Consider the following 23,939-nt stretch of genomic DNA (forward strand, 5'->3'; position numbering starts at 1 on the left):
GCAGTCGTCACCGGACCTGTCCGTGTTGTTCTGGCTGGATCGACCGGCTGGCATCGACCCCGCTCCGGAGCCGGCCGTTTCCCGGACCAAGGCGCCGCCAGACGCCTGGCGGGCGCCCCGTAAAATCGCATAGAATGGCTTTCCCTTCAATCATTTCGTGTGGTTTCACGTGATTCACGCCGCTCTGGCACGCAAAAGTCTCCTCGTTCTGGGGTTGCTCGCCGTGGCGCTGCTGCTGGTTTTCACCCGGCCCCGGCCCGAGGCGCCCCTCACGCCGCCGTTGCCGCCGCGGGTGGTGCTGACGGTGGTGCAGCCGGTCGATCTGCAACCGATGGAGCGGATCAGTGGCCGCCTGCAGCCGGCGCGGCGCGTCACGCTGCGCTTCGAGGTGGCCGGCCGGCTGCGTTCGCGGGCGGTGGAGCCCGGAGACAGGGTGGCTGCCGATGGCATCCTCCTGCAGCTCGATGACGGCGACTATCGCGATGCCCTGGCCGAGGCCCGCGCCCTGCTGAGTCTGGAGCAGGCCGGCATCGAGCGGGACCGGCGGCTGCTGGAGCTGGCCGAGCGCAATGCCCGCTTGCAGGCGGCCGAGGTGGAACGGCTGCAGGCGCTCGGCCGCAAGTCGCTGGTGGCGGCCTCCAGGCTGGACGATGCCCGCATCCGCCTGGCGCAGCTGGAGGCGGAACAGGCGCGGCTGCGCTACAGCGTGGGCAGTGCCGCGGCGCGCCTCGCCCAGCGGCGGGCGGCGGTGGCCCGGGCCGAGCGCGACCTGGCACGCTGCACCCTGCGGGCACCCTTTGCCGGCACCGTCAACAGCGTGGCGCTGGAGGTCGGTGACTACGTCAGTCCCGGTGGTCCGGCACTGGAGCTGGTCGACGCCAGGGCGCTCGACTTCTACACCGAGGTCCGCGGCGAGGTGGCGCGCGGCCTGCGGCTGGGCGACACGGTCGAGCTGGAACTCGACGGCAGGCGGTTGCGCGGTCGGGTCCAGGCCCTGCAGCCGGATCCCGATCCGCAGACCTTCACCCATGCGCTGCGGGTGCGGATCGAGGCCGACCGCATCCGGCCGGGCGACTGGGCCCGCGCCGAGCTGGCCCTGCCGCCCCTGCACGCTGTGCTCAGCGTGCCGGTGACCGCGGTGCTGCACGAGGAGGGTGCGAGCTATGTGTTCCGCCTCGACGGCGACCGCCTGCGGCGCATCCGCGTCGAGCCCGGCCCGCGCATCGGTGACCGCCAGGTGTTGCGCGGCGGGGTGACGGCGGGTGACCGGGTGGTGGCGCGCGACGTGGCGGCGCTCAGCGATGGGCTGCGGGTCAGCGTCGCAGACTGAAGCATGTTCCTGATCCGCTACTCCATCGGGCATCCGCTGATCACCAACCTGCTGCTGGTGCTGGTACTGGTGGTCGGCGTGCTGTCCTGGAACGCCATGCCCCAGGAGATGTTCCCGCTGGTCGAGAAGGACATGGTGAGCATCACCACGCTGTTTTCGGGCGCCTCACCGGAGGAGGTCGAGCAGCAGGTGACCCTGCCCATCGAGGAGGCCTTCGACAACATGCCGGACATCGACGTGATGACTTCGCTGAGCAGCGAGGGCAAGTCGGTGGTGACCCTCAAGCTGAAACCGGGCAGCAACGTCGATGAATTCATGCGCGATGCGCAGAGCGCGCTGGATCAGATCAGCGATCTGCCGGAGGAGGCGGAGAAACCGGAACTGCTGCGGCTGGAGACGCGTTTCCCGGTGATCAGCATGAGCCTCTATGGCGAGGTGGCGCGCGGCTATCTCTACCAGGTGGCGGATCACATCAAGCAGCGCATGCTGGCAGTGCCCGGGGTGGCCTCGGTGGGGGTTGCCGGTGACCGGGAGTGGGAACTCTGGGTGCAGGTCGATCCGCAGCGGCTGGCGGCCAGCCGGGTGTCGCTGGGCCAGGTGCGGCGTGCGCTGCGGGACAATCTGCGCGATCTGCCGGGCGGCTCGCTCAAGGCGCGCGAGGGCGACATCCTGCTGCGTGGCATGGGGGTGCCGCCCGAACCGGAGGCCATCGGCCGGATCCCGGTGCGCAGCAACCCGCAGGGCGGCGTGCTGACCCTCGGCGAACTGGCGGAGATCGGCCTGCGCCTGGAGGAGGCCAGGACCCTGGGGCGCTTCAACGGCAAGCCCTCGGTCAATCTCACCGTGACCAAGACCGCCGATGCCTCCACCATTCGCGTCTCGGAGCGGATCCGTGCCCTGGCCGCGGGCCTGCGTGGCGAACTGCCACCGTCATTGCAGGTGGGACTGTTCAGCGATCTCTCGGTGTACGTCAAGACCCGCCTGGAAACGGTCAAGTCCTCCGGTGCCATGGGTCTGGCACTGCTGCTGCTGTCGCTCTACCTGTTTCTCAATTTCCGCATCGCGCTGATCACCGCCATGGGCATCCCGGTCTCCTTCCTGATCGCGGTGATCGGCATCCACTATCTCGGCTATACCATCAACATGGTGTCGCTGTTCGCCTTCCTGATCGCCCTCGGTTTGATCGTCGACGATGCCATCATCGTCAACGAGAACATCTACCGGCATCTGGAGAACGGGGCGACAGCCCGGCTGGCGGCGGAGCAGGGGGCACGCGAGGTGTTCTGGCCGGTGGTCGCCTCGACCGCCACCACCATCGCCGCCTTCCTGCCGATGTTCGCCATCGGTGGCACCATGGGCGCCTTTATCGCGGTGATCCCGGTCGTGGTGACGGCGGCCCTGCTCGGTTCGCTGTGGGAGGCCTTCGGGGTCTTGCCCTCCCATGCCAACGACCTGCTGCGGCTGAAGCCGGCTGCCGACCGGCGCCGCGGCCGCATCGACTGGCAGGCCTGGCTGCAGCGCTATCTGCGCCTGCTGGGCTGGGCGGTGCACAACCGCTACTTCGTGGTCCTGCTCTCGGTCAGCCTGCTGCTCCTGACCCTGGCCTTCGCCGTCACCCGGGTGCCCTTCAACCTGTTCGGCCACGTCGACATCGGCCAGTTCTTCATCAATGCCGAGGCGCCCAATACCTACAGCCTGGAGGAGAGCGCCCGGCTGGCCGCGCAGATGGAGCAGATCGTGCTCGATACCCTGGACGAGGACGAGCTGGACACCCTGCTCACCAACGTCGGCGTGGCCCTGATCGATTTCAACCGCTCGCGGCTCGGCAGCCGCTACATCCAGTTGATCATCGATCTGAAACGGCCCCGCCCGCAGGGCTTCATCGAGCGCTATATCACACCGCTGATCAACCTGCGCCTTGGCAGTGAGGGCACCCGGGAACGTTCCACCGAGGCGATCATCAACGCCCTGCGCGAGCGCCTGCAGCGTCTGCCCGGCCTGCAGCGCATGTCCATCCTGCGTCCCCAGGGTGGGCCGGCCGGCTCCGACATCGAAGTCGGTGTGCTGGGCGAGGACATCGACCAGCTGCGTGTCCGCGCCCAGGAGATCCGCGACTATCTGCGACGCCTTCCCGGGGTGCACGACGTGCGCCAGGATCTGGATGTCGGCAAGCTCGAATACCAGTACCGGCTCAACGACCGCGGTCGCCAGCTGGGTCTGACTCAGAGCCAGCTCGCCGAGGTGGTGCGCACCGGTTACCTGGGCAGCGAGGTGGTCCAGGTGACCTATGGCGACAGCCGTATCCCGGTGCGGCTGATCTATCCCGATGGGGTGCGTCACGATGCCGCCCTGGCACGCCTGCCGCTGGTGCTGGACGATGGCCGGCTGCTGTACCTGGGCACGGTCGCTGATATCCGTGTCGGCCGGGCGCTGAACAGCATCAACCGCCGCGACGGTCAGCGCCTGGCCACGGTCAGTGCCGAGGTGGACACCGAGGTGACCACGGCCATCGAGGTGAGCGAGCAGCTGCGTCAGGCCTTCCCCGGACTGATGCGCCCCGATGCCGGGGTGCGGCTGCTGTTTCTCGGCGAGAAGAAGGAGGCGGCCGATTCCATGGCCGATGCCAAGCGTGCCCTGCTGATCTCGCTGGTGATCATCTTCCTGATCCTGGCCGCCCTGTTCAATTCCCTGCTCGATCCACTGGTGGTGATGTTCGCCATCCCCTTCGGTGCCATCGGCGTGGTGGTGGGTCATCTGCTGTTCGGCTTCAATCTGCAGTTCCTGTCGGTCATCGGCTTTCTCGCCCTGACCGGCATCGTGGTCAACGATTCGCTGATCCTGGTCGATTTCGTCAAGCGCCGGCGCCAGGCCGGGCAGGCACGCATCGAGGCGGTGCTGGAGGCGGGGCGGGTGCGTATTCGCCCCATCCTGTTGACCACGGTGACCACCTTCCTCGGCATCTCGCCGCTGATCTTCTTCGCCACCGGGCAGACCGCTTTCCTGTCGCCGATGGCGGTCAGTCTGGGCTTTGGCCTGCTGTTCGCCACCGCTCTGGTGTTGGTCGGCATCCCCTGTTTCTATCTCGTCGCCGATGATCTGCGCCAGTGGCTGCGCAGCCGTTTCGTCCGGTCGGCATCTGGCAACGCACCCCGTTGAGGAGAGAAAGTTGGATACACGCATGCAACTGATGCAGGACTGGCTGAGCGAGGTTCTCGGCAGTTCCGGCTTCGAACTGAGCCCGGCCTCGGCCGACGCCAGCTTCCGGCGCTATTTCCGGGTCCGCCATCCGGGCGGCAGCCATATCGTCATGGATGCGCCGCCGGAGAAGGAAGACGTGCGGCCCTTCGTGGCGGTGGCGGAACGGCTGCGCGAGATCGGCGTGCATGTTCCCCAGATCCATGCGCGGGACGAGGCGCGCGGCCTGCTGCTGCTGGACGATCTGGGGGAGTGCAGCTATCTGTCGGCGCTCGATGCGGGTAGCGTCGAACGCCTCTATGGCGATGCCCTCGGTACCCTGGCGGTGATCCAGGCCTGCGGGCCACGGGGCGACGAGCTGCCGGCCTATGACCGCCGGCTGCTGCTGGAGGAGATGGGCCTGTTCCGCGACTGGCTGCTCGGCCGCCAGCTCGGCATCGAACTCGGTGCCGAGGATGCGCAGCGCCTGGAGGCGAGCTTCGAGCGCCTGGCCGGGGTGGCGCTCGAACAGCCGCAGGTCTGCGTCCACCGCGACTTCCATTCCCGCAACCTGATGGTCACCGAGCGGCACAATCCGGGGGTGCTGGACTTCCAGGATGCGGTGATCGGCCCCGTCACCTATGACCTGGTCTCGCTGCTGCGCGACTGCTATATCGCCTGGCCGCGGCAGCAGGTCGAGGACTGGGCGTTCGGCTACCGCGAACTGGCCTGTCAGTCCGGGGTGCTGCACGAAGACGAGGTGGACGAAGCGACTTTCCTGCGCTGGTTCGACTGGATGGGGGTGCAGCGGCATCTCAAGGCGGCGGGCATCTTCGCCCGCCTCGGTCTGCGTGACGCCAAGCCGGGCTATCTGGCGGATATCCCGCGCACCCTCGGTTACGTGGCCGAGGTGGCGCCGGCCTATGCGGAGCTGGAATGGCTGGGGCGTCTGATCGCCGAGCGGGTGCTGCCGGCGCTGGAGGTGCCGGCCTGAGACGGCCGGGATTTCCGCCCTGACCGGCCGCAGGGGTTGTTGGGGCCGCAGCAGTCCTCGCTCAGATGGATGCGGTTGCGGCCGGCCCGCTTGGCGACATAGAGGGCATGGTCGGAGATCGAAACCAGGCGCGACAGTGAGGACTGCTGGCTGCCGGACATGCCGGCCATTCTGGGCGTGCCGCCCATGCAGCCCACGCCACCGCTGACCGTGAAGCTGATGCGGCTGCCGCCGTAGTTGAGGCTGCCGGTCTCGGTGGCGTGACGGATCTTCTCGGCCAGGCCGCTGGCGGTCTCCACGTCCTGGGCCATGGTCAGAACCAGGAACTCCTCGCCGCCCATGCGGAACACGAAGTCGCTGTTGCGGGTGTTGGTGGTGAGGATCGCAGCAAAGTGCTGCAGACAGGCATCACCCGCGGCGTGACCATGATTGTCGTTGATCTGCTTGAAGTGGTCGATGTCGAGCAGCACGGCGAACAGGCACAGCCCCTCGCGTTCCGCCTGGGCGAGCAGCTTGGGATAGAGTTCGTTCAGGTGGCGCCTGTTGTAGAGTCCGGTCAGCTCGTCGGTGGTGGCCGAGCGCTGCAGCCGCTGGTGGGCTTCCTCCACCTCCTGCTGCTTGTTGCGCAAGGCCTCGATCAGGTCGATGAACTGGTTGAGCAGGACGTCCAGTTCATTGTCGCCCCGCGGTCGCTGCAGTGTCGGCAGCCGGCCCTCGGCCATCTCCCTCGTCAGCTCGATCAGGCGGCGGATGGGACGGCTGAAACCGTTCACGGCGAGCAGGCTGACGGTCAGCAGCACGCCGAGGATCAGCACCGTCAGACCCAGCATCAGGCGGTTGTAGCGGTTCAGTGTCTCGACCAGGGCGGACTCCGACTGGGCCAGCCACAGCCGGGCCAGCGGGGGGCTGGTGCCGGGCAGGCGGATGGGGACCATGCTGAAGCGCTCGCCCTGGATCCGCGCCGTGCCTTCCTCGGGCTGAAACTGGATCTGTTCCAGCCCTGGATGGGTGCCCGCCAGCAGGTGCTCGGCGTGGGCGAAGAACAGATGGCTCTGTTCGTCACGGGGCTGGCGGAGCAGCCAGCTGGTATCCAGACGGGTGGCGACCGAGACGCGGCCGAGTTCCTCCTGATGGTAGGTCAGCGGCAGCGAGGCTACCAGATAGAGGTTCTTCCCCAGTTCGAGGTAAAAGGTGCCGTCGAGCAGTCCGGCAGGCATCTTCAGGATCGCCTCGCGCAGCGCGGCATCGCCGCCGCGCTCGACCGCGCCATCGTTCCAGCTGATCAGGATGGCGTCCACCGGCAGGCGGCTGAAGCGTTCATCCAGAAGATTCCGCAGGGCCTCGTTGCCGGTGCCGATGCGGATCACGGCATAGCTGTATTCCTGAACCCGCAGATCGTCACGCATGATGTCGGCGTATTGGGCCAGGTTGAGGCGCAGTTCCTCCAGGTTGCGTTCGTAGAACTGGGCGGTCCGTTGCAGATGAAGGTCGGCATCCTCCCAGATGATGCGCCGCGCACTGTAGTAGGAGATGGCCAGGGTGGCCGACACCAGACAGGCGATGGCGCAGAGGAAGGCGATCAGCCGGGCACGGTAGGAGTTCAGCATGGGCTGTCCGTTCCGCTCTCCGGCCGGGGTTCATGACCGCATGCTGGCACCTGGTTCCTCATCTGCGTGCCAGGGGAGCGGGAGATTCGTGTTGTTGCCCGTCGCCGGCCAGGGGCAGCAGCTGATAGCGGCGGGCCACGACGCGCATAGCCTTGCCATGCTGGACCTCATGGATGGCGCGCAGCACGGCCGCGGAAGGTGAGTGGTCGGTGACCGCCGACAGTTGCCGGAAGAAGGGATAGTCGTGCGTCTTCAGGTTCTCGGCCGTTGGTTCAAAACCGTCGATGCGCAGCGGGCGGACCCGGCTCTGCGGACCAAAGTCCCAGGTCGAGCCGATGTGGCCGATGGCGGAGGGGAAGGCCGACACCCGCTTGACCATCTCCGCGGCGCTGGAGGCATTGAGGCGTTGCTCGCGGAAGTCCCGGTCGCTGGGCAGGATGGTCTTCCAGTGTCCGGGCCGTTTCTTGCAGTGCAGACGGGTGACCACGGCGATGGCCTGGTCACGCCCTCCCACCTCCTTCCAGTTGGTGATCTCGCCGCGGAAGATGGCGCGCACCTGGGCGCTGCTCAGCCCGGTCACTGGGTTGTCCTCGTTGACCAGGATGAGGATGGGCTCCAGGGCGATGGGATAGAGAACCAGGCCCTTCTCGGCCAGCTCCTCCTTGGACAGCGGGCAACAGACGAAGCCGAAGGTCTGATGTTCGGGGCTGTTCTGGCGGGCCAGCTTGATGCCGGCCTTGCAACCCAGGCCGAGGCCGGAGTTCAGGCCATGCAGATCGAAGCGCCGACCGGTGATGCGTTCCAGGTCGGGTTTCAGGGCGTCGAAGATGACCCAGGCGAAATGGGCGCCGGCACCGGTGATGACCGAATCGCTTGCAGCGGCTTTTGCGGCGAACGTGTGCAAGGGATTGGCAAGCAGCAGCAGGGCGGCGAGCAGGGTCTTGAACTGGCGGTATCCGAGTGGCATGTTCGTCTTGTCTCCACTGTCATGGTTGGCCCGGCTGGCAGTGGGAGGAGCCGGGAGTTCTCCAGCTGTATCGGTTGCCAGCGGTGGATATTGAACCACAAGCGGCATCAAGAACGGCCCCGAGACGCCGATAGGCGGGATAGGGAAGCCCGGTTGCCGCCCGGAGACACAGCTGGCACCGTGAATGGATAGAGGAAGATAAGATTATGAAGTTGAAGAAGAACATAGGGCCGATGGACCAGATCCTGCGTATCGGGATCAGCAGTTTTCTCATCTATATTACATTGATCGACACGACTTTCATCGCCGATCCCGTCAGTTCCGGGCTGTTTGCCTTTCTGGGTGTCGGCAACCTCATCGTTGCCCTCATCCGTTTCTGTCCGCTGTATGCCCTGGTAGGGATCAACACCTGCAGGCTGAGCTGAAGCACGCTGCCGGTCAGGCGGGATTGAAACGGGGCGTCGAGATGTTGATCCGCGAGAGGCATGGTTGCGCCGCAAGGTCCGGCGGCCAGCGCCAGCCGCCGCCTGACATCCTGTCCTGGGGAGGTGGCTGAAGGCGATGCGGCTCGTTACCCAGATCCTGCTCGCCGTGGTAGGCATCACCGTGCTGTCCCAGCTCGCCTTCGCCTATATGGCCTATCTGATGATGGCCGATTCGGAGCGCCAGTTCCGCAGCGAGGTACTGGCCCACGAGGTGCGGGAACTGACCGAGGGGGTGGCTGTACCGCTGGCCATCGGAGACGGGGCGGAGGAGGCTCTGGAACGGATCCGCCAGCAGTTCGCGCCGGCATCCATCCTGGCGATGCTGGTTGGCAAGGGGGAAGTGCTGGCCATGACCGGTCCCGGCAAGGATACCCTCGATGCGGAGCTGTTCGGCAGGTTGCGCCATGAGGCGGAGCAGGCACAGTCGCTGCGCCAGGGTGAGGTCAGCCTGGGTGGCAGACGCCTCTACTGGGTGGCGATGCCAATGACCGCCCTGCCCTATCATCTGCTCATGCTGTCTCCCGAGGACGGTTTCCATTTCGAAACGGGTGCCTTGTTGAGCAGCCGCCTTATCGCCACCGGCCTGATCGTCACCTGGTGCGCGGTCTGGGTGGCCATGGTCCTGGCCTCGCTGATCAGCCGGCGCCTGAAGGAGAAGAATGCGGCGCTCCGCCATCAAATGACCCATGATCCACTCACCGGCTTGCCCAACCGCGCCCTGCTGCAGGAACGCCTGAGCGAGCTGCTGGCCCCGTCGACGGACATCCACTCCCTCGCGCTGCTGGTCGTCAACATCAACGGCTTCAGGGAGATCAACGATACCCTGGGGCATCACTTCGGTGACATGCTGCTGCTGGAGGTCGGTGCCCGGCTGCGTGACATGCTGTCCGATCAGGAAGCGGTGGCGCGACTCGGTGCCGATGAGTTTGCCATCCTGCTGCCGGATGCCACGGAAACCGCGGCCTGCGAAATGGCGGAGGCGATCCTCCGTGAACTGCACAATCCGATCACGGTCAGCGAGGTGGACGTCGCGGTCAGCGTGCGTATCGGCATCGCCCTCTATCCACAGCATGTCGACGACATTGGGGCACTGGTCCGCTACGCCGATGTGGCGGAGGGACAGGCCAAGCAGAAGGCTTGCCATTACGTGGTCTACGACGGTGCCGATGACCGCTTCAGCGTGCGCCGCCTGAGCCTGGGCGCCGGTCTGCGGCGTGCCATCGAGCGTAACGAACTGGTTCTGCATTATCAGCCGAAGATCGCCCTGGCTTCGGGGCGGGTGACAGGCCTGGAGGCCCTGGTCCGCTGGGAGCATCCGGAACTGGGGCGGGTCGCACCGGACGAGTTCATCACCCTGGCCGAACAGACCGGGGCCATCAATGCCATCACCGATTGGGTGCTGGAGGAGTCGCTGCGCTTCCTGAACGGCCTGCGGACCGAGGGCGGGCGGCTGGGTGTGGCGGTGAACATCTCCACCCACAGCCTGCACGATCCGTCTTTTCCCGAGCACGTACGCGCGACCTTGCAACGCCTGGAGCTTCCCGGCGAGTGCCTGTGCCTGGAGATCACCGAGAGCGCCATGATGCAGGACATCACCCAGGCGCGGGACGTGCTGCAGCTGCTGCACGACATGGGGGTGCATATCTCGATCGACGACTTCGGCACCGGTTTTTCCTCCTTTGCCTATCTGGCCAGGCTGCCGGTCGATGAACTCAAGATCGACCGCAGTTTCGTGAGCGAACTGCCCTATCATCGCAACGACCAGGTGCTGGTGTCCTCGATCGTGGAGATGGCCCACAAGCTGGGTTATGCAGTTGTGGCCGAGGGGGTCGAGGACATCACCACCCTCAAGCTGCTGGAAGGGCTGGGCTGCGACACCGCGCAGGGCTATTTCATCAGCCGGCCGCTGCCCGGGGCCGAGCTGGGTCGCTGGCTGACGGCAACCGAGGGCGAGCTCGGGGCGACGGATCGGCTGCTGCAGGAGCCGGGTGGCGGGTGTTAGCCCGGATATTGCGCCAAGGATTCGATGCTCAGGGCGAGGCTGGCAAGGCAGCCTGGCCGATCGTCCAGAAAGTCATAGCCGTTGCCATGGCTTGAGGAGGATCACCCAGGATGCGCAGCCAGTGTTGGCCTGACATCGAACAGGCACAAACCGTAACCCGCCCAAGGGGCCCTTCATGGCCATATCGTCCCTGGATTACAGCACGAACCCCCTTCATGCGCGCCGCCTTCGTGCAATATCCGGGCTAGGTCCTCCCCTTTGCCTCGATCGCGGCCTGGAGGCCGCTCCTGCGGGGCATGGCGGCACGAGGTGTTGTAGGAGCGGCCTCCAGGCCGCGATCGAGAAATCGGGGGGAATTTGGGCCGCCCTCCCATCAGCGCAGTAGATTGGTCCTGAGTCCGACAGACTCGTGGCCCGGCTTGTCGCGGCCGACCCAGGCGCTGTATGGTGCGGCCATGAAGGCGATGATTCTTGCCGCAGGACGTGGCGAACGCATGCGCCCCCTCACCGACCGGGTACCCAAGCCGCTGCTGCGGGCCGGCGGCAAGGCGCTGATCGAGTATCATCTCGAAGCCCTGGCCGCAGCCGGGGTCCGTGAGCTGGTGGTCAATCACGCCCACCTGGGCTGGCAGATCGAGCAGGCACTGGGCGAGGGTGGTCGCTGGGGGCTCAAGATCCATTATTCCCCCGAGCCCGAGGGCGCGCTGGAGACCGGCGGCGGTATCTTTCGCGCCCTGCGTGCCGGACTGCTCGGCGAGGCCCCCTTCCTGGTCGTCAACGGCGACGTCTGGAGCGACTATCCGCTGTCCCGTCTGCCGGTGGAACCCCAGGGCCTGGTCCATCTGGTGCTGGTCGACAATCCGCCGCAGCACCCGGCGGGGGATTTCGCGCTGGACGCCGGCGGCCGGGTGCGGGAGACGGGGGCGGCCTGCCTCACCTTCAGCGGTATCGGTGTCTACCGCCCCGAGCTGTTCGACGACTGCAGTCCCGGCCGTTTCCCCCTGGCGCCCCTGCTGCGCCGGGCGATGGCCGCCGGCCGGGTCAGTGGCGAGCACTACCGCGGTCTGTGGATGGATGTCGGCACCCCCGGGCGGCTGGCGGCCCTGGACCGGCAATTGCGTGGCGAGGCCGGCTGAGCATGGGCGAGGAGATCCGCGACAGCCATTTCACGGCGCAGGATCTGGTCCTGTTCCGGGAGCGGCTGGCGGCGGAGACCGGGCGGCTGCGCCGGTTCTTCGAACAGCATGCCTTGTCCACGCGTGACGGGATCGGCGGCTACGAGCTGGAGGCCTGGCTGGTCGATGCCGGACAGCGTCCCGCGCCATGCAATGCGGAATTCCTGGAACGCCTCAGGGATCCGCTGGTGGTTCCGGAGCTGGCCCGCTTCAACGTCGAACTGAACAGCCAGCCCCGGCCGCTGCAGAGCGATGCCCTGGCGCGCATGCAGGACGAGCTGCAGGCCACCTGGGACCGCTGCCGCCGTTGTGCCGACGAGATGGGGTTGGGCATGGTGATGATCGGCATCCTCCCCACCCTCGAGGAAGGCCAGCTCGGGCTGGGGAGCATGTCCGGGCTGAGCCGCTATCGGGCGCTGAACGAGCAGGTGCTGGCGCAGCGCGGCGGTCGTCCGCTGCGGCTGGACATCCTCGGCGAGGATCACCTGCGTGCCGAGCACCAGGACGTGATGCTGGAGTCGGCCACCACTTCCTTCCAGATTCATCTGCAGGCGGCACCGCAGCGGGCGGTGCGCCTGTACAATGCCGCGCAGATCCTTTCCGCGCCGATGGTGGCGGCCTGCGCCAATTCCCCCTTCCTGTTCGGTCATGAGCTGTGGGACGAGACTCGCATCCCTCTGTTCGAGCAGGCCGTGGAGGTCGGTGGCTATGCCGGGGCTGCCCAGGGTCCGGTGCAGCGGGTCAGCTTTGGCAGTGGCTATGCGCGGGACAGTCTGTTCGAGTGTTTCGAGGAGAACCTGCTGCACTTCCCGGTACTGTTGCCGGTCCTGTTCGAGAGGGACGATCCGAGCCTGCCCCATCTGCGCCTGCACAACGGCACCATCTGGCGCTGGAACCGGCCGCTGCTCGGTTTCGACGCCGATGGTACGCCGCATCTGCGCATCGAGCACCGGGTAGTGCCGAGTGGCCCCTCGGTGGTGGATACCCTGGCCAATGCGGCCTTCTTCTTCGGGCTGATGAAACACTACGCTGAGTGTCCAGAGCCCCCGGAGCGGCAGCTCGACTTCCCGCGGGCGCGGGACAATTTCTATCGCGCCGCGCGCCACGGCCTGGAGGCTCAGGTCGAGTGGCTGGACGGGCGCAAGGGACGGATGCAGTCGCTGTTGCTGAAGCGCCTGATCCCGGAGGCACGGCAGGGGCTGGCACGGCTGCAGCTGGATGCGGCGGACATCGAGTTCTATCTCGGCAGCATCGAGGCCCGGGTCGCCAATGCCTGCAACGGCGCTGCCTGGCAGCGCGCCTGGGTGGCACGGCATGGCCGCGACTGGGTGGGGCTGACCGCGGCCTACCGCGAACGCCAGGACAGCGGCCGGCCGGTCCACGAGTGGGACATCTGAGTCAGGCGCGAGCCGACCGGCCGTGTCCACGAGTTCGTCTGTTTCGGGATCAGGCGGAATCGTCCGGCGGCGCTGCCAGCGAACGGCCGCAGTGCGGGCAGACCCCCAGCTCGCTGCATTCCGCCTGCTGCAGGATGCGGATCGCCTCCTCCTTCTTCAGGCCCAGCTCCTTGCGTGCTGCGTCCAGCTCGGCGGCCTCCTCGCGGGTCAGCATGCCGTCCTCCAACGCCTCGTCGACCTGGGTCAGGTATGCCTCACGGCGCCGTTTCAGCTCCTCGGTGAAGGAGGAGGCGAGGATGCCGGTGGGCAGGGCGATCATGCCCACGCCGATGATGGCCACGCTGGCGCCGAACAGCTTGCCCAGGTTGGTGACGGGGGTGACGTCACCGTAGCCGACCGTGGTCAGGGTGGCGACCGCCCACCACATGGCGGCGGGGATGCTGCCGAAGGCCTCTGGCTGTTGTTCGTGTTCGGCCAGATAGATGCCGCTGGCGGAGAACACCAGTAGCACGAGGAGGATGAAGAAGGTGGCGCCGAAGGCGTGCGATTCGTTGCGCAGTACCGTAAACAGCAGGTTCATGGCTGGCGAATAACGGGTCAGCTTGAAGATCCGGAACAGGCGGAAGACGCGCAGGAACAACAGGTCGACCGAGGTCCAGAGCATGAGAAAGAAGGGCAGGATGGCCAGCAGGTCGATGATCGGTAACGGCGTCAGGGCATAACGCAGCCGTCCCTTGAGCGGATGCTGGAAGCGTGCCTCCGGCGCCTCCACGCAGGCCCACAGGCGCATGACGTATTCCACCGTGAACACCATGCCGGAGAAGAACTCGAAGCGTAGCAACTGCTCATGGTAGCGCTGCTGCACCCAGTCGATGGATTCGAAGACATTGGCGATCACATTGAGCAGGATCAGCCCGATGAGGAAGACATCGATGGCGCGGTCCAGCGGCCGTACATAGCCGCTGGGTTCGAGAATCTGGTAGACGCGGCTGCGAAGGCGCTGTGTGCGGACGGATCCCAAGGCGGGCCTCATGATGGGTCGATGAACTCAGTGTAGCGGCTCGGCGGGACGATTTCACGGTCTGCCGCCGCTGTGTCTCAGTGGATGTGCTGCAGGCAGTCGAGGATGTCCCGCGGTTCGAGCCGCCGGGTGTAATCGGTATCGGCGAAAGCCAGGCGGATCAGGCCGCTGCCATCGAGGACATAGGTGGCGGCGATCGGCAGCTGGTAGCTGTCGTCACCGTTGTAGGTGGGCAGTTCGACGCCGTAGTTGCGGTACACCGGGCGCAGCATCTCCGGCAGCGACAGCACCAGCCCGAAGCAGGAGGCCACCTCGTTGCCTCCATCGCTCAGCACGTCGAAGTCGAGTCCCAGCTCGCGGGCCGTGGCTGTGGTCTGCTCGGGGGTCTGTGGCGAGATGGCCAGCAACTGGCCGCCGAAACGCCGGATCAGCGGCAGAATCTTCTGCAGGGCCTGCAGTTCGGTGGAACAGTAGGGGCACCAGCTGCCGCGGAAGAAGGACAGCACCACGGGGCCCTGCTGCAGGCGCTGGGAGAGGCTGACCGGCTCGCCATGCTGGTTGGGCAGGGTGAAGTCCAGCGGGCGCATGCCCTCGCGCAGGCAGGTCGCCGCCACGTCGGAGTCGGCCATCTCGCGCATCGCCTCGCGCACCACTTCGGTAAGCGGCTGCGGGGACTCGCGGATGAAGCGCCGGAACAGTGCGTCCAGTTCGCTCTGCAGGCTGTCCGGGGCCGGCCTGGCGTGGGCGCGGACATGCGGATCGCTGCCGGGTTCGCTGCTCAAGGCATGGTCTCCTGTGACGGGGTGCACCGGTAGATACTAGGGCCTGTTAACACTATCCCAATGGGTTCTGCTGGGACTCTTTTTCCGTCCAGCAAGGCAGAATGAGCGAAATGTAGTCAGTCTACATGAGCGAATGATAACGCCGCTGGGCGGAAAAAGAGCCCCAGCCCTCCGGGTTGCGCCTGAAAAAGCGCCACTCCGCGTTGCTCGTCGTTCATTTGGAGTCACCAAACCTCTCTCCTCGCGCCTTGATTGGCGCTTTTTTCAGGTGCAACAGAGCCCATTGGGATAGTGTTAACAGGCCCTAAGACAAACGATAACAAAGCCTCATTCAGAGCTTGCCAGGCGCCCCGGATCAAGGCGTGCTCCGCAGGGAATGGCCCGCCCTTGCCAAGGGGCACAACGCAGAGCCGGGGCGCCTGGCAAGCTCCCTGCGGGCGGGCCTCTGGACGGCCATCCGCAACGTTGCAATGGCTTGACAGGGAATCACCCTGCCGGCGCCATTGCGCCTTGCGGGCTGATCGTCCAGAGACCCGCTGAATGAGGCTTTGTTATCGTTTGTCTTAGTAACTATAACGCCGATGGCGGCGGCTTGCAGGTGGGCTGGTGTACCATAGCCGTTGCCAGTGCCAGTGCGGGAGCGCCCATGCTGCAAATTCTCGAATCCCTGCCGGAGGGCCTGCTTCAGGCCGAGGCGGGGGAACTGCTCGAACTGCTCGGTGGCCCCACCCTGCTGCACCTGCCGGGCCGCCAGCCCCGGCCGCTGTTCGTCTCGGTGCTGTTGCACGGCAACGAAGATACCGGTTTCTGCGCCCTGCGCGAGCTGCTGCGCGCCTACCAGGGGCGGGATCTGCCGCGGGCCCTGTCGGTGTTCCTCGGCAATCTGCCGGCCGCGGCGCGCGGCCTGCGCCGGCTCGAGGGCCAGCCCGACTACAATCGGGTCTGGCCCGGTTCCGACAGTCACGGCCTGCCGGAACATGCCATGATGCGCAGGATCTGCGAGGAGATGGAACGGCGCCAGCCCTTCGCCGCCATCGACGTGCACAACAATACCGGCCTGAATCCCCACTACGCCTGCATCAACCGCATCGATCACCGCTTCCTGCATCTGGCCACCCTGTTCTCGCGCACCGTGGTCTACTTCACCCGGCCGCGGGGCGTGGCCTCGCAGGCCTTTGCCCGCCTCTGTCCCGCAGTGACCGTGGAATGCGGCCGGCCCGGCCAGGAACACGGCGTGGCGCATGCCCGCGACTATCTCGACGCCTGTCTGCACCTGTCGCAGATCCCGGTGCATCCGGTGGCGGCGCACGACGTCGATCTGTTTCACAGCGTGGTCACGGTCAAGGTGCCGGCCGGCCTCAGTTTCGGTTTTGGACAGGGGGATGAGGTCGACATCGATTTTCTGCCCGATCTCGACCACCTCAACTTCCGCGAACTGCCGGCCGGCACCGCACTGGCCCGGGTGCACCGTCGCCAGGCACGGCTGGAGGCCTGGAACGAGCGCGGCCGCGATGTCGGCGATGCCTATTTTCGTATCGAGGACGGCCAACTGCGCACCCGCCGGCCGGTGATGCCGTCCATGTTCACTCTCGATGCCCGGGTGGTGCGCCAGGACTGCCTCGGCTACCTGATGGAGCGCTATGAACTGATGTAGCCGTTGCCGGCGCAGAAAACCGGAATGGCCACGGAACCCACGAAATTTTTCCTGGCAACGGAAGACGCGGAAATTCGAATGGCCACGAAACCCACGAAAAAATCCATGTCAGGGACCCGCGTTTCGCACAGCTCCCTCAATAAATATCGTCCGTGTTTTCCGTGGCCATAGGCTTTTTCGTGGGTTTCGTGGCCATAAATCATTCCGTGTCTATCTAGGTGACGCATGCACATTCTTTGTTGCATAACCCCGCACGGTTTCGGTCATGCGGCGCAGACCGCGGTGGTGGTGAACGCCCTGCGCCAACGCGTGCCGGGGCTGCGCCTCAGCCTGCAGACGACGGTGCCGGAATGGTTCCTCGCCAGCCGTATCGAGGGGCCCTTCGAGCTGCATCCAGAGGCTACCGATTTCGGTTTGCTGATGGATTCCGCGCTGGACATCGATCTCGAGGCCAGTGCCCGGGCCTATGCCCGGCAGCATGCCGAGTGGTCGCAGCGGCTGGCGGCGCAGGTGGATTTCCTCCGCCGCCTGGAGCCTGACCTGGTGCTGGCCAACGTCCCCTGCCTGCCGCTGCTGGCGGCCCGCCAGGCAGGGTGTCCCGCCGTGGCCCTCTGTTCCCTCAACTGGCTCGGCATCTACCGCCACTACTTCGCCGGGCGGCCGGAGGCCCCGGCGGTACTGGCGCAGATGCGCACGGCCTATCAGTCCGCCGATGTCTTCCTGGCCCCGGAACCGGCCATGCCCATGCCGGAGCTGGACGGGGTGCGTCCGATCGGGCCACTGGCGCGGCTTGGCCGCCGGCGGCGGGAGGCGATCGATGCCCGCTTCGGCCTGGCGCCGGATGCGCGGTTGGTGCTGGTCGCCCTCGGTGGTGTCGGGGCACGGCTGCCGGTGGGGCGCTGGCCGCGGCAGCCGGACGTGCATTACCTGGTGCCGGCGGCCTGGGGGGTAGCGCATCCCCAGGCAATACCTCTGGAGAGTCTGGAAATGGACTTCAGTGATCTGCTGGCCAGTGCCGATGCCCTGCTCGGCAAGTGCGGCTATGGAACGGTCGCCGAGTGTGCCTGCAATGCCACGCCGCTGCTCTATATCCCGCGTCCGGAATGGCCGGAGGAGCCTTGGCTGCTCGATTGGCTGCGGCGCCACGGCAACGCCGAGCCGGTAGCGCGCGAGCAGCTGGAGGCGGGGGGACCGGCTGAGGCCCTGACACGGCTCTGGGCCCAGCCACGGTCGCGGCCGCCGCGGCCGGATGGGGCCGGGCAGGCGGTGGCGCAGTTGATGGCCCTGCTGGGGATGGGCGGGGGGCAATGAGCCGAGGCTTGAGCGAGATCAAACCGCCGCTGCGCCGGGCATGGAGAATGGAGGACAGGATCCGGAAAAGGGAGGGGCGCCATGAACCTGGGCAGTCGCATGAGTCTCCTGCTGGTGGCGCTGTTGAGCGTGCCCACGGTGCAGGCCGGCCGTTACGTCCCCTGGCAGGCCGAGGGGCTGAGCATCCCCCGGCCGCTGGGTGGCCTGCAGGGTGATCCGGCACGCGGTCGGGCGGTGGTCATCGACAGCCACCAGGGCAACTGCCTGGCCTGCCACCGGCTGCCGATAGCGGACCAGCCCTTCCAGGGCAACCTGGGTCCACCCTTGGCCGGCATCGGCGCGCGACTCAGTCCGGGGGAGCTGCGCCTGCGGGTCGCCGACGAACGGCGCCTCAACCCGGAGACGGTGATGCCCCCCTTCCATGTCGATCCGCGCAGTCTCAACCAGGTCGCCTTCGCCGTGGAGGGGCAGACCTTCCTCAGTGCCCAGCAGGTGGAGGACGTGGTCGCCTATCTCTCGACCCTGACCGAGCCGGGCGAGGCCGGGACGCCGCCTGTCGCTGCATCTCCGGGGAACGGCCTGCATTCCGGCTACGACTACCTGAAACCCGAGACCCGCGCCATGCAGGACGACGAGTTCGCCAATCCCGGCATGCCGACCGTCGACCGGGGCCGGCGGCTGTTCAATGCCGAGGGCGAGAACGGCAAGAGCTGCGCCAGTTGTCACGGTGAGGACGGTGAGGGGCTGGACCCGGCGCGCATCGCCAGCTACCCGGTCTACGACCCGGACAGCGGCCGGCCGCGCACCCTGCAGGAACAGATCAACATCTGCTGGGAGGACCAGCTCGACAACATCCCCTACGTCTATGACTGTACCGAGCTGGTGGCCCTGGAGGCTTTCGTCCGCCACCGGGCGCGAGGCACCCCGGTGCAGGTCGATATCGACGGGCCGCTGCGGCCCTTCTACGAGGCCGGCCGCAAGCTCTACCATACCCGTTTCGGTCAGGCGAACCTGGCCTGCACCCACTGCCACGATCTGCATGCCGGCCAGTGGCTGCGCGGCCAGCAGTTGACCCAGGGACAGAGCAACGGCTTCCCGGAATACCGCCTGGGCAGCGGCCGCATCACCAGCCTGCAGCGGCGGTTCTCGGAATGCTTCCGTTCCTTCCGTGCCGAACCCTTCGAGCCGGGTTCGCAGGCCTATATCGATCTGGAGGTATACGTGAATGCGCGCGGCAACGGCCTGAAGATCGAGACCCCGGCGGTGCGCTACTGAGCAAGGCGTGGCCTGGGGACAGGGGGATAGCCACGAAACCCACGAAATCCACGAAAAGGCGGAAAACACGGACGATATCTATTGAGGGAACTGCGCGAAACGCGGGTCCCTGACATGGATTTTTTCGTGGATTTCGTGGGTTCCGTGGCCATATACTAAGACAAACGATAACAAAGCCTCATTCAGAGCTTGCCAGGCGCCCCGGATCAAGGCGTGCTCCGCAGGGAATGGCCCGCCCTTGCCAAGGGGCACAACGCAGAGCCGGGGCGCCTGGCAAGCTCCCTGCGGGCGGGCCTCTGGACGGCCATCCGCAACGTTGCAATGGCTTGACAGGGAATCACCCTGCCGGCGCCATTGCGCCTTGCGGGCTGATCGACCAGAGACCCGCTGAATGAGGCTTTGTTATCGTTTGTCTTAGTATCATGACCCGGCTTTGCCCTTGCTCTGCGGCTATCGGTCGAGGACGCCCGCCGCCTGCAGGTCGGCGTGGTAGGAGGAGCGCACCATGGGGCCGCTGGCGACCTGGCTGAAGCCCAGTGCCTCGCCGGCCTCGCGCAGCCGCTCGAACTCCTCCGGGGTCACGAAGCGGGCCACCGGCAGGTGATGCAGGCTGGGCTGCAGGTACTGGCCCAGGGTGAGCATCTCGACGTCATGGGCGCGCAGGTCACGCATCACCGCCTGCACCTCGTCCAGATCCTCGCCCAGCCCCAGCATCAGCCCGGACTTGGTGGGTACCGTCGGGTGCTCTGCCTTGAAGCGCTGCAGCAGCTGCAGCGACCAGCTGTAGTCGGCCCCGGGGCGGGCCTGTCTGTACAGCCGGGGGACGGTCTCCAGGTTGTGGTTGAACACGTCCGGCGGTGCGGCGTGGAAGATCTCCAGGGCCCGGTCCATGCGGCCGCGGAAGTCGGGCACCAGGACCTCGATGCGGGTCTCCGGGTTCAGTTCACGGACCGCCTCGATGCAGGCGACATAGTGGGCGGCACCGCCGTCACGCAGGTCGTCGCGGTCGACCGAGGTGATGACCACGTAGCCGAGGCCCATGGCGCGGATGGTCTCGGCCAAGTGGCGCGGTTCGTTCGGGTCCAGCGGTTCGGGCCGGCCATGGGCGACGTCGCAGAAGGGGCAACGGCGGGTACAGATGTCGCCCATGATCATGAAGGTCGCGGTGCCGTGGCCGAAACATTCGCCGAGATTGGGGCAGGAGGCCTCCTCGCAGACGGTGTGCAGCCGGGCTTCGCGCAGCACCCGCTTCAGCCGCTGGACCTCGGGGCTGGCCGGGGATCTGGCGCGGATCCAGGCCGGCTTGCGCGGCGGTCGGGTGGTGGGCTCGATCTTGATCGGGATGCGGGCCGTCTTGGCGGCACCGCGCTGGTGTCTGTCGTCGCTCATGGGGTGGGGTTCGCTGGCTGCGAGGCATTCGCGGGGCGGATAGTGTAGCCCAGCCGCTCGGCGAGATGCGACTCCAGCCGTGCCGCAACCTCGGCCAGGGAGAGGGAAATCCCCAGCGCGCGGAGTTGGGTGACGGCCATCCCGGGATGACCGCAGGGATTGATGCGGCGGAAGGGCTCCAGATCCATGTCCACGTTCAGCGCCAGGCCGTGGTAGCTGCGGCCGCGCTTCACCCGCAGGCCCAGGGCGGCGATCTTGGCCTCGCCGACATAGACTCCGGGGGCGTCGCGGCGGGCCCGGGCCTTGATCCCCTCTCCGGCCAGCAGGTCGATCACCGCCTGTTCCATATACCGCACCAGCTGTTGCACGCCCAGCCCGCGGCGGCCGATGTCGAGCAGCAGATAGGCGACCAGCTGCCCGGGACCGTGATAGGTGACCTGGCCGCCGCGGTCGATGGCCACCACCGGGATGTCGCCCGGTGCCAGCAGGTGTTCGGCTTTGGCGTTCAGTCCCAGGGTGAACACCGGCGGGTGCTCCAGCAGCCAGAGCTCGTCCGGGGTGTCGTCTTCGCGTTCAGCGGTGAAACGCTGCATGGCCTGCCAGGTGGCCTGGTAGTCGGCGAGGCCGAGGTGGCGGCGAAGGAGAAGGGGCTCGGGCATCGCGGCCAGCGGTCAAAGGACCATCAGGATCTCGTCGTCGGCCGTCAGCTCACGGTACAGGGCATCGAGCTGTTCGCGGCTGGTGGCGCGGATCCGCACCGTCACCGACAGGTAGTTGCCCTTGCCGCTGGCACGGGTGCTGACCGCGCCCTCGCCGAGATCGGGCACATGCCGGCGCACCAGGGTCACCACATGGGCCTCGAAGTGCTCGCTGTGGCGGCCCATGACCTTGACAGGGAAGTCACAGGGAAACTCGATCGGGCTGTCGGCGCTGTCGGTCATGAGTCGGATTTTATGATAGGGCCACGAAATCCACGAACGGAATCAAGATCGAACCGGGGTTTTGAATGGCTACGGAAGACCCGGTAAATATCCTCTGTGCCTTCCTTGGCGATAGATTTTTTCATGGGTTTCGTGGCCATTGAGAAATTCCGTGTCTTCCGTGGCCATGAATCCTACTCCGCCTCGCCGCGGCGTACCGCCTCCTTGTAGTCGCGGTAGAGGGCGTGCAGCCGGCGGTAGAGCGGGCCGGGCCGGCCGTCGCCGACCGGCTGGCCATCGAGACGGGTGACGGGCAGGATCTCCTTGGTCGAACTGGTCAGCCAGATCTCGTCGGCCTGGCGCAGGGCCTGCTCGCTGATCGGTGCCTCGCGGCAGGGCAGGCCGTGCTGCCGGGCCAGTTCCAGCACCAGGTCGCGGGTGATGCCGGGCAGCAGCAGGCGTCCGGTGGGCGGGGTGAGGATCTCGCCGCCGCTGACGATGAACAGGTTGCTGGCCGCGCCCTCGGTGGCCTGGCCGTTGCGCAGTAGGATGGCCTCGGCGGCGCCGGCATCGATCGCCTGCTGACGCAGCAGCACGTTGGGCAGCAGGGTGATGGCCTTGATGTGGCAGGACTGCCAGCGAATGTCGTCCAGGGTGATGGCCGCCACCCCCTGCGTGCTCAATTGCGGGTCCGGTTCCGGCAGCGGGCTGCTCATGGCGAACACCGTCGGCGTCAGGGCGCTGTCGGCGAAGGCATGGTCGCGGCGGCTCATCACGCCGCGGGTCACCTGCAGGTAGACCGACTGGTCGCCGTCCGTGTTGCCTGCCAGCAGGGTCTCGAGCACCCGGCGCCAGCCAGCCGCGTCCAGCGGTTCGGGGATGCGCACCGCCTGCAGGCTGTTGTTCAGGCGCTTCAGGTGATGCGCCAGCCGGAACAGCCGGCCGCCATAGGCCGGAATCACCTCGTAGACCCCGTCGCCGAACAGAAAGCCACGGTCCAGCACGGGTACGCAGGCCGCCTCGATGGGCAGGAATTCACCGTTGAGATAGACGTCGGTCATTGTTCAATGATAGCCACGGAATCCACGGAAGACACGGAAAAGTTGGTGTTTACGGCGCCGTGCGGAGCACGTGCGCCGCAATAAATAATTCCGTGTTTTCCGTGGATTCCGTGGCTATAGGGGCTTTCGTGGCCACGGCCTCAGTTCTCGAAATACAGCATCGCCTCGTCCAGGGCGCGCTGCCAGAAGGAGCCCTCGGGGATGGATTCCAGCGCCACCAGCGGTTGCTCGGCGACCAGCTCGTCGCCGAGGCGGATCTGCACGCTGCCGAGCGGCTGGCCGGCGCTGACCGGGGCGATGAGGGTGTTCGGCAGCCGCATGCCCGCCTGCAGCTCCTGATAGCGGCCGCGGGGGATGGTCACGTAGAGGGTCTCGGCCAGCCCCAGTGGCAGCTGTTCCCGGGCACCCTTCCAGACTCGCGCCTGGGTCAGGGGTGTGCCGGCGTCATACAGCTTGTGGGTCTCGAAGAAGCGGAAGCCGTAGTTGAGCAGCGCCTGGCTGGCATCGGCGCGGGCCTCCTCGCTCTTGGTGCCGAGCACCACGGAGATCAGGCGCATGCCATCGCGCAGGGCCGAGGTCACCAGGCAATAGCCGGCGGCATCGGTGTGCCCGGTCTTGATGCCGTCCACCGTGGGGTCGCGCCACAGCAGCTTGTTGCGGTTGTGCTGGGTGATGCCGTTGAAGGTGAAGCTCTTCTGCGAATACCAGGCGTAGTATTCGGGGAACTCGTGGATCAGGGCCCGGGCGATGCGGGCGATGTCGCGGGCGGTGGTGTAGTGCTCGGGATCGGGCAGGCCGGTGGCGTTGCTGAAATGGCTGCCGGTCAGGCCCAGTTCCTCGGCATAGCGGTTCATGTAGTCGGCGAAGCTGTCCTCGCTGCCGGCCACGTGCTCGGCCAGGGCCACAGTGGCGTCGTTGCCGCTCTGCACGATCATGCCCTTGATCAGGTCCTCCACCGAGACCTTCTTGCCGACCTCGATGAACATCCGCGAGCCGGGCATGCGCCAGGCCTTCTCGCTGACCGTGACCTGGTCCTCGAGGCGGATGCTGCCGGACTTCAGCTCCTTGAAGATGACGTAGGCGCTCATCATCTTGGTGATGCTGGCCGGTTCCATGCGCTGATCGGCGGCCTTCTCGGCCAGCACCCGTCCGCTCATGTGATCCTGCAGCAGGTAGCTCCTGGCGCCGACGGCCGGCGGCTTGGGAACCGGCAGCGGCGCGGCGCCGGCGGCGGTGGCGATGAGGGTGACGAGGAGGACACTCAGCTTCAGCAAAAGGTGCAGCATGTTCGGGTTCGATCCGGATGTGGGCGGGTGAGGCGCATTTTCCGCGCATGGGCGGGGCTTTTCAACGCCAACCGGGGCTGGGCGAGGGATGGCCGGGCCGGGAGCCTGC

At 66.6% G+C, this 23,939-nt stretch carries 19 protein-coding genes; 10 read left to right on the forward strand and 9 right to left on the reverse strand.

Translation table 11 applies throughout. From position 1 onward, the window contains the following. Positions 1-169 precede the first annotated feature (169 nt). From QVG61_RS02125 to QVG61_RS02135, 3 genes are read left to right on the forward strand one after another with little or no spacing between them, the layout of a single operon-like run. Positions 170-1,330, forward strand: coding sequence for an efflux RND transporter periplasmic adaptor subunit (locus QVG61_RS02125; protein ID WP_289931679.1), 1,161 nt, complete (start codon positions 170-172; stop codon positions 1,328-1,330). Between the two features lie 3 nt (positions 1,331-1,333). After that, positions 1,334-4,486 (forward strand): efflux RND transporter permease subunit, encoded by a 3,153-nt coding sequence (locus QVG61_RS02130; RefSeq protein ID WP_289931680.1) that lies wholly within the window; start codon positions 1,334-1,336, stop codon positions 4,484-4,486. A 22-nt stretch (positions 4,487-4,508) separates the two neighbouring features. Next, positions 4,509-5,498: a phosphotransferase gene (locus tag QVG61_RS02135; RefSeq protein WP_289931681.1), complete on the forward strand. Its 990-nt coding sequence runs from the start codon at positions 4,509-4,511 to the stop codon at positions 5,496-5,498. On the opposite strand, the gene QVG61_RS02140 is transcribed toward QVG61_RS02135, so the two are convergent. After that, a complete protein-coding gene (locus QVG61_RS02140; protein ID WP_289931682.1) occupies positions 5,426-7,105 on the reverse strand; it encodes a diguanylate cyclase in 1,680 nt (559 codons plus the stop codon). The genes QVG61_RS02135 and QVG61_RS02140 overlap by 73 nt on opposite strands. Positions 7,106-7,163: 58 nt before the next feature. Continuing rightward, on the reverse strand, positions 7,164-8,072 hold the full coding sequence (locus tag QVG61_RS02145) for a substrate-binding domain-containing protein (RefSeq protein ID WP_289931683.1): 909 nt from the start codon (positions 8,070-8,072) through the stop codon (positions 7,164-7,166). 206 nt (positions 8,073-8,278) lie between these two features. On the opposite strand from QVG61_RS02145, the gene QVG61_RS02150 reads away from it, so the two are divergent. The 4 genes from QVG61_RS02150 (at position 8,279) to QVG61_RS02165 (ending at position 13,131) form a co-directional block, all read left to right on the forward strand. Beyond that, a complete protein-coding gene (locus QVG61_RS02150; RefSeq protein ID WP_289931684.1) occupies positions 8,279-8,497 on the forward strand; it encodes a DUF2892 domain-containing protein in 219 nt (72 codons plus the stop codon). Between the two features lie 136 nt (positions 8,498-8,633). Further along, the gene (locus tag QVG61_RS02155) at positions 8,634-10,559 is read left to right on the forward strand and encodes a bifunctional diguanylate cyclase/phosphodiesterase (RefSeq protein WP_289931685.1); all 1,926 of its coding nucleotides are present in this window, start codon (positions 8,634-8,636) and stop codon (positions 10,557-10,559) included. A 455-nt stretch (positions 10,560-11,014) separates the two neighbouring features. Then, complete coding sequence (murU, locus tag QVG61_RS02160) at positions 11,015-11,695, forward strand: N-acetylmuramate alpha-1-phosphate uridylyltransferase MurU (protein WP_289931686.1); 681 nt, start codon at positions 11,015-11,017, stop codon at positions 11,693-11,695. A gap of 2 nt (positions 11,696-11,697) precedes the next feature. Further along, positions 11,698-13,131 (forward strand): glutamate-cysteine ligase family protein, encoded by a 1,434-nt coding sequence (locus tag QVG61_RS02165; protein WP_289931687.1) that lies wholly within the window; start codon positions 11,698-11,700, stop codon positions 13,129-13,131. A 49-nt stretch (positions 13,132-13,180) separates the two neighbouring features. On the opposite strand, the gene QVG61_RS02170 is transcribed toward QVG61_RS02165, so the two are convergent. Beyond that, positions 13,181-14,152, reverse strand: a complete 972-nt coding sequence (locus tag QVG61_RS02170) for an ion transporter (protein ID WP_289931688.1) — start codon at positions 14,150-14,152, stop codon at positions 13,181-13,183. 77 nt (positions 14,153-14,229) lie between these two features. Further along, on the reverse strand, positions 14,230-14,934 hold the full coding sequence (locus QVG61_RS02175; RefSeq protein ID WP_289931689.1) for a peroxiredoxin-like family protein: 705 nt from the start codon (positions 14,932-14,934) through the stop codon (positions 14,230-14,232). Positions 14,935-15,580: 646 nt separating this feature from the next. Here QVG61_RS02175 and QVG61_RS02180 point away from each other — a divergent pair. From QVG61_RS02180 to soxA, 3 genes are all read left to right on the forward strand, one after another. After that, positions 15,581-16,588, forward strand: coding sequence for a M14 family metallopeptidase (locus QVG61_RS02180; protein ID WP_289931690.1), 1,008 nt, complete (start codon positions 15,581-15,583; stop codon positions 16,586-16,588). 225 nt (positions 16,589-16,813) lie between these two features. Then, positions 16,814-17,899, forward strand: coding sequence for a hypothetical protein (locus QVG61_RS02185; protein WP_289931691.1), 1,086 nt, complete (start codon positions 16,814-16,816; stop codon positions 17,897-17,899). 81 nt (positions 17,900-17,980) lie between these two features. Beyond that, entirely contained in the window at positions 17,981-19,174 is a 1,194-nt protein-coding gene (gene soxA, locus QVG61_RS02190; RefSeq protein ID WP_289931692.1) for a sulfur oxidation c-type cytochrome SoxA, read from the forward strand. A 450-nt stretch (positions 19,175-19,624) separates the two neighbouring features. Here the strand turns inward: soxA and lipA are convergent, their stop codons facing one another. The 5 genes from lipA to QVG61_RS02215 form a co-directional block, all read right to left on the reverse strand. Next, entirely contained in the window at positions 19,625-20,563 is a 939-nt protein-coding gene (lipA, locus tag QVG61_RS02195) for a lipoyl synthase (RefSeq protein WP_289931693.1), read from the reverse strand. Beyond that, positions 20,560-21,222: a lipoyl(octanoyl) transferase LipB gene (gene lipB / locus QVG61_RS02200; protein ID WP_289931694.1), complete on the reverse strand. Its 663-nt coding sequence runs from the start codon at positions 21,220-21,222 to the stop codon at positions 20,560-20,562. The genes lipA and lipB overlap by 4 nt, the downstream gene beginning before the upstream one ends. A 12-nt stretch (positions 21,223-21,234) precedes the next feature. After that, positions 21,235-21,504 carry a DUF493 domain-containing protein gene (locus QVG61_RS02205; protein WP_289931695.1) on the reverse strand — a complete coding sequence of 90 codons (270 nt, stop codon included), beginning with the start codon at positions 21,502-21,504 and terminating at the stop codon, positions 21,235-21,237. Between the two features lie 173 nt (positions 21,505-21,677). Beyond that, entirely contained in the window at positions 21,678-22,544 is an 867-nt protein-coding gene (locus QVG61_RS02210) for a D-amino acid aminotransferase (RefSeq protein WP_289931696.1), read from the reverse strand. Between the two features lie 140 nt (positions 22,545-22,684). Then, complete coding sequence (locus tag QVG61_RS02215; RefSeq protein WP_289931697.1) at positions 22,685-23,830, reverse strand: D-alanyl-D-alanine carboxypeptidase family protein; 1,146 nt, start codon at positions 23,828-23,830, stop codon at positions 22,685-22,687. Positions 23,831-23,939: the final 109 nt, after the last annotated feature.

The organism is Thiohalobacter sp. IOR34 (genome assembly GCF_030406045.1).
In the GTDB taxonomy this organism is placed as follows: domain Bacteria; phylum Pseudomonadota; class Gammaproteobacteria; order Thiohalobacterales; family Thiohalobacteraceae.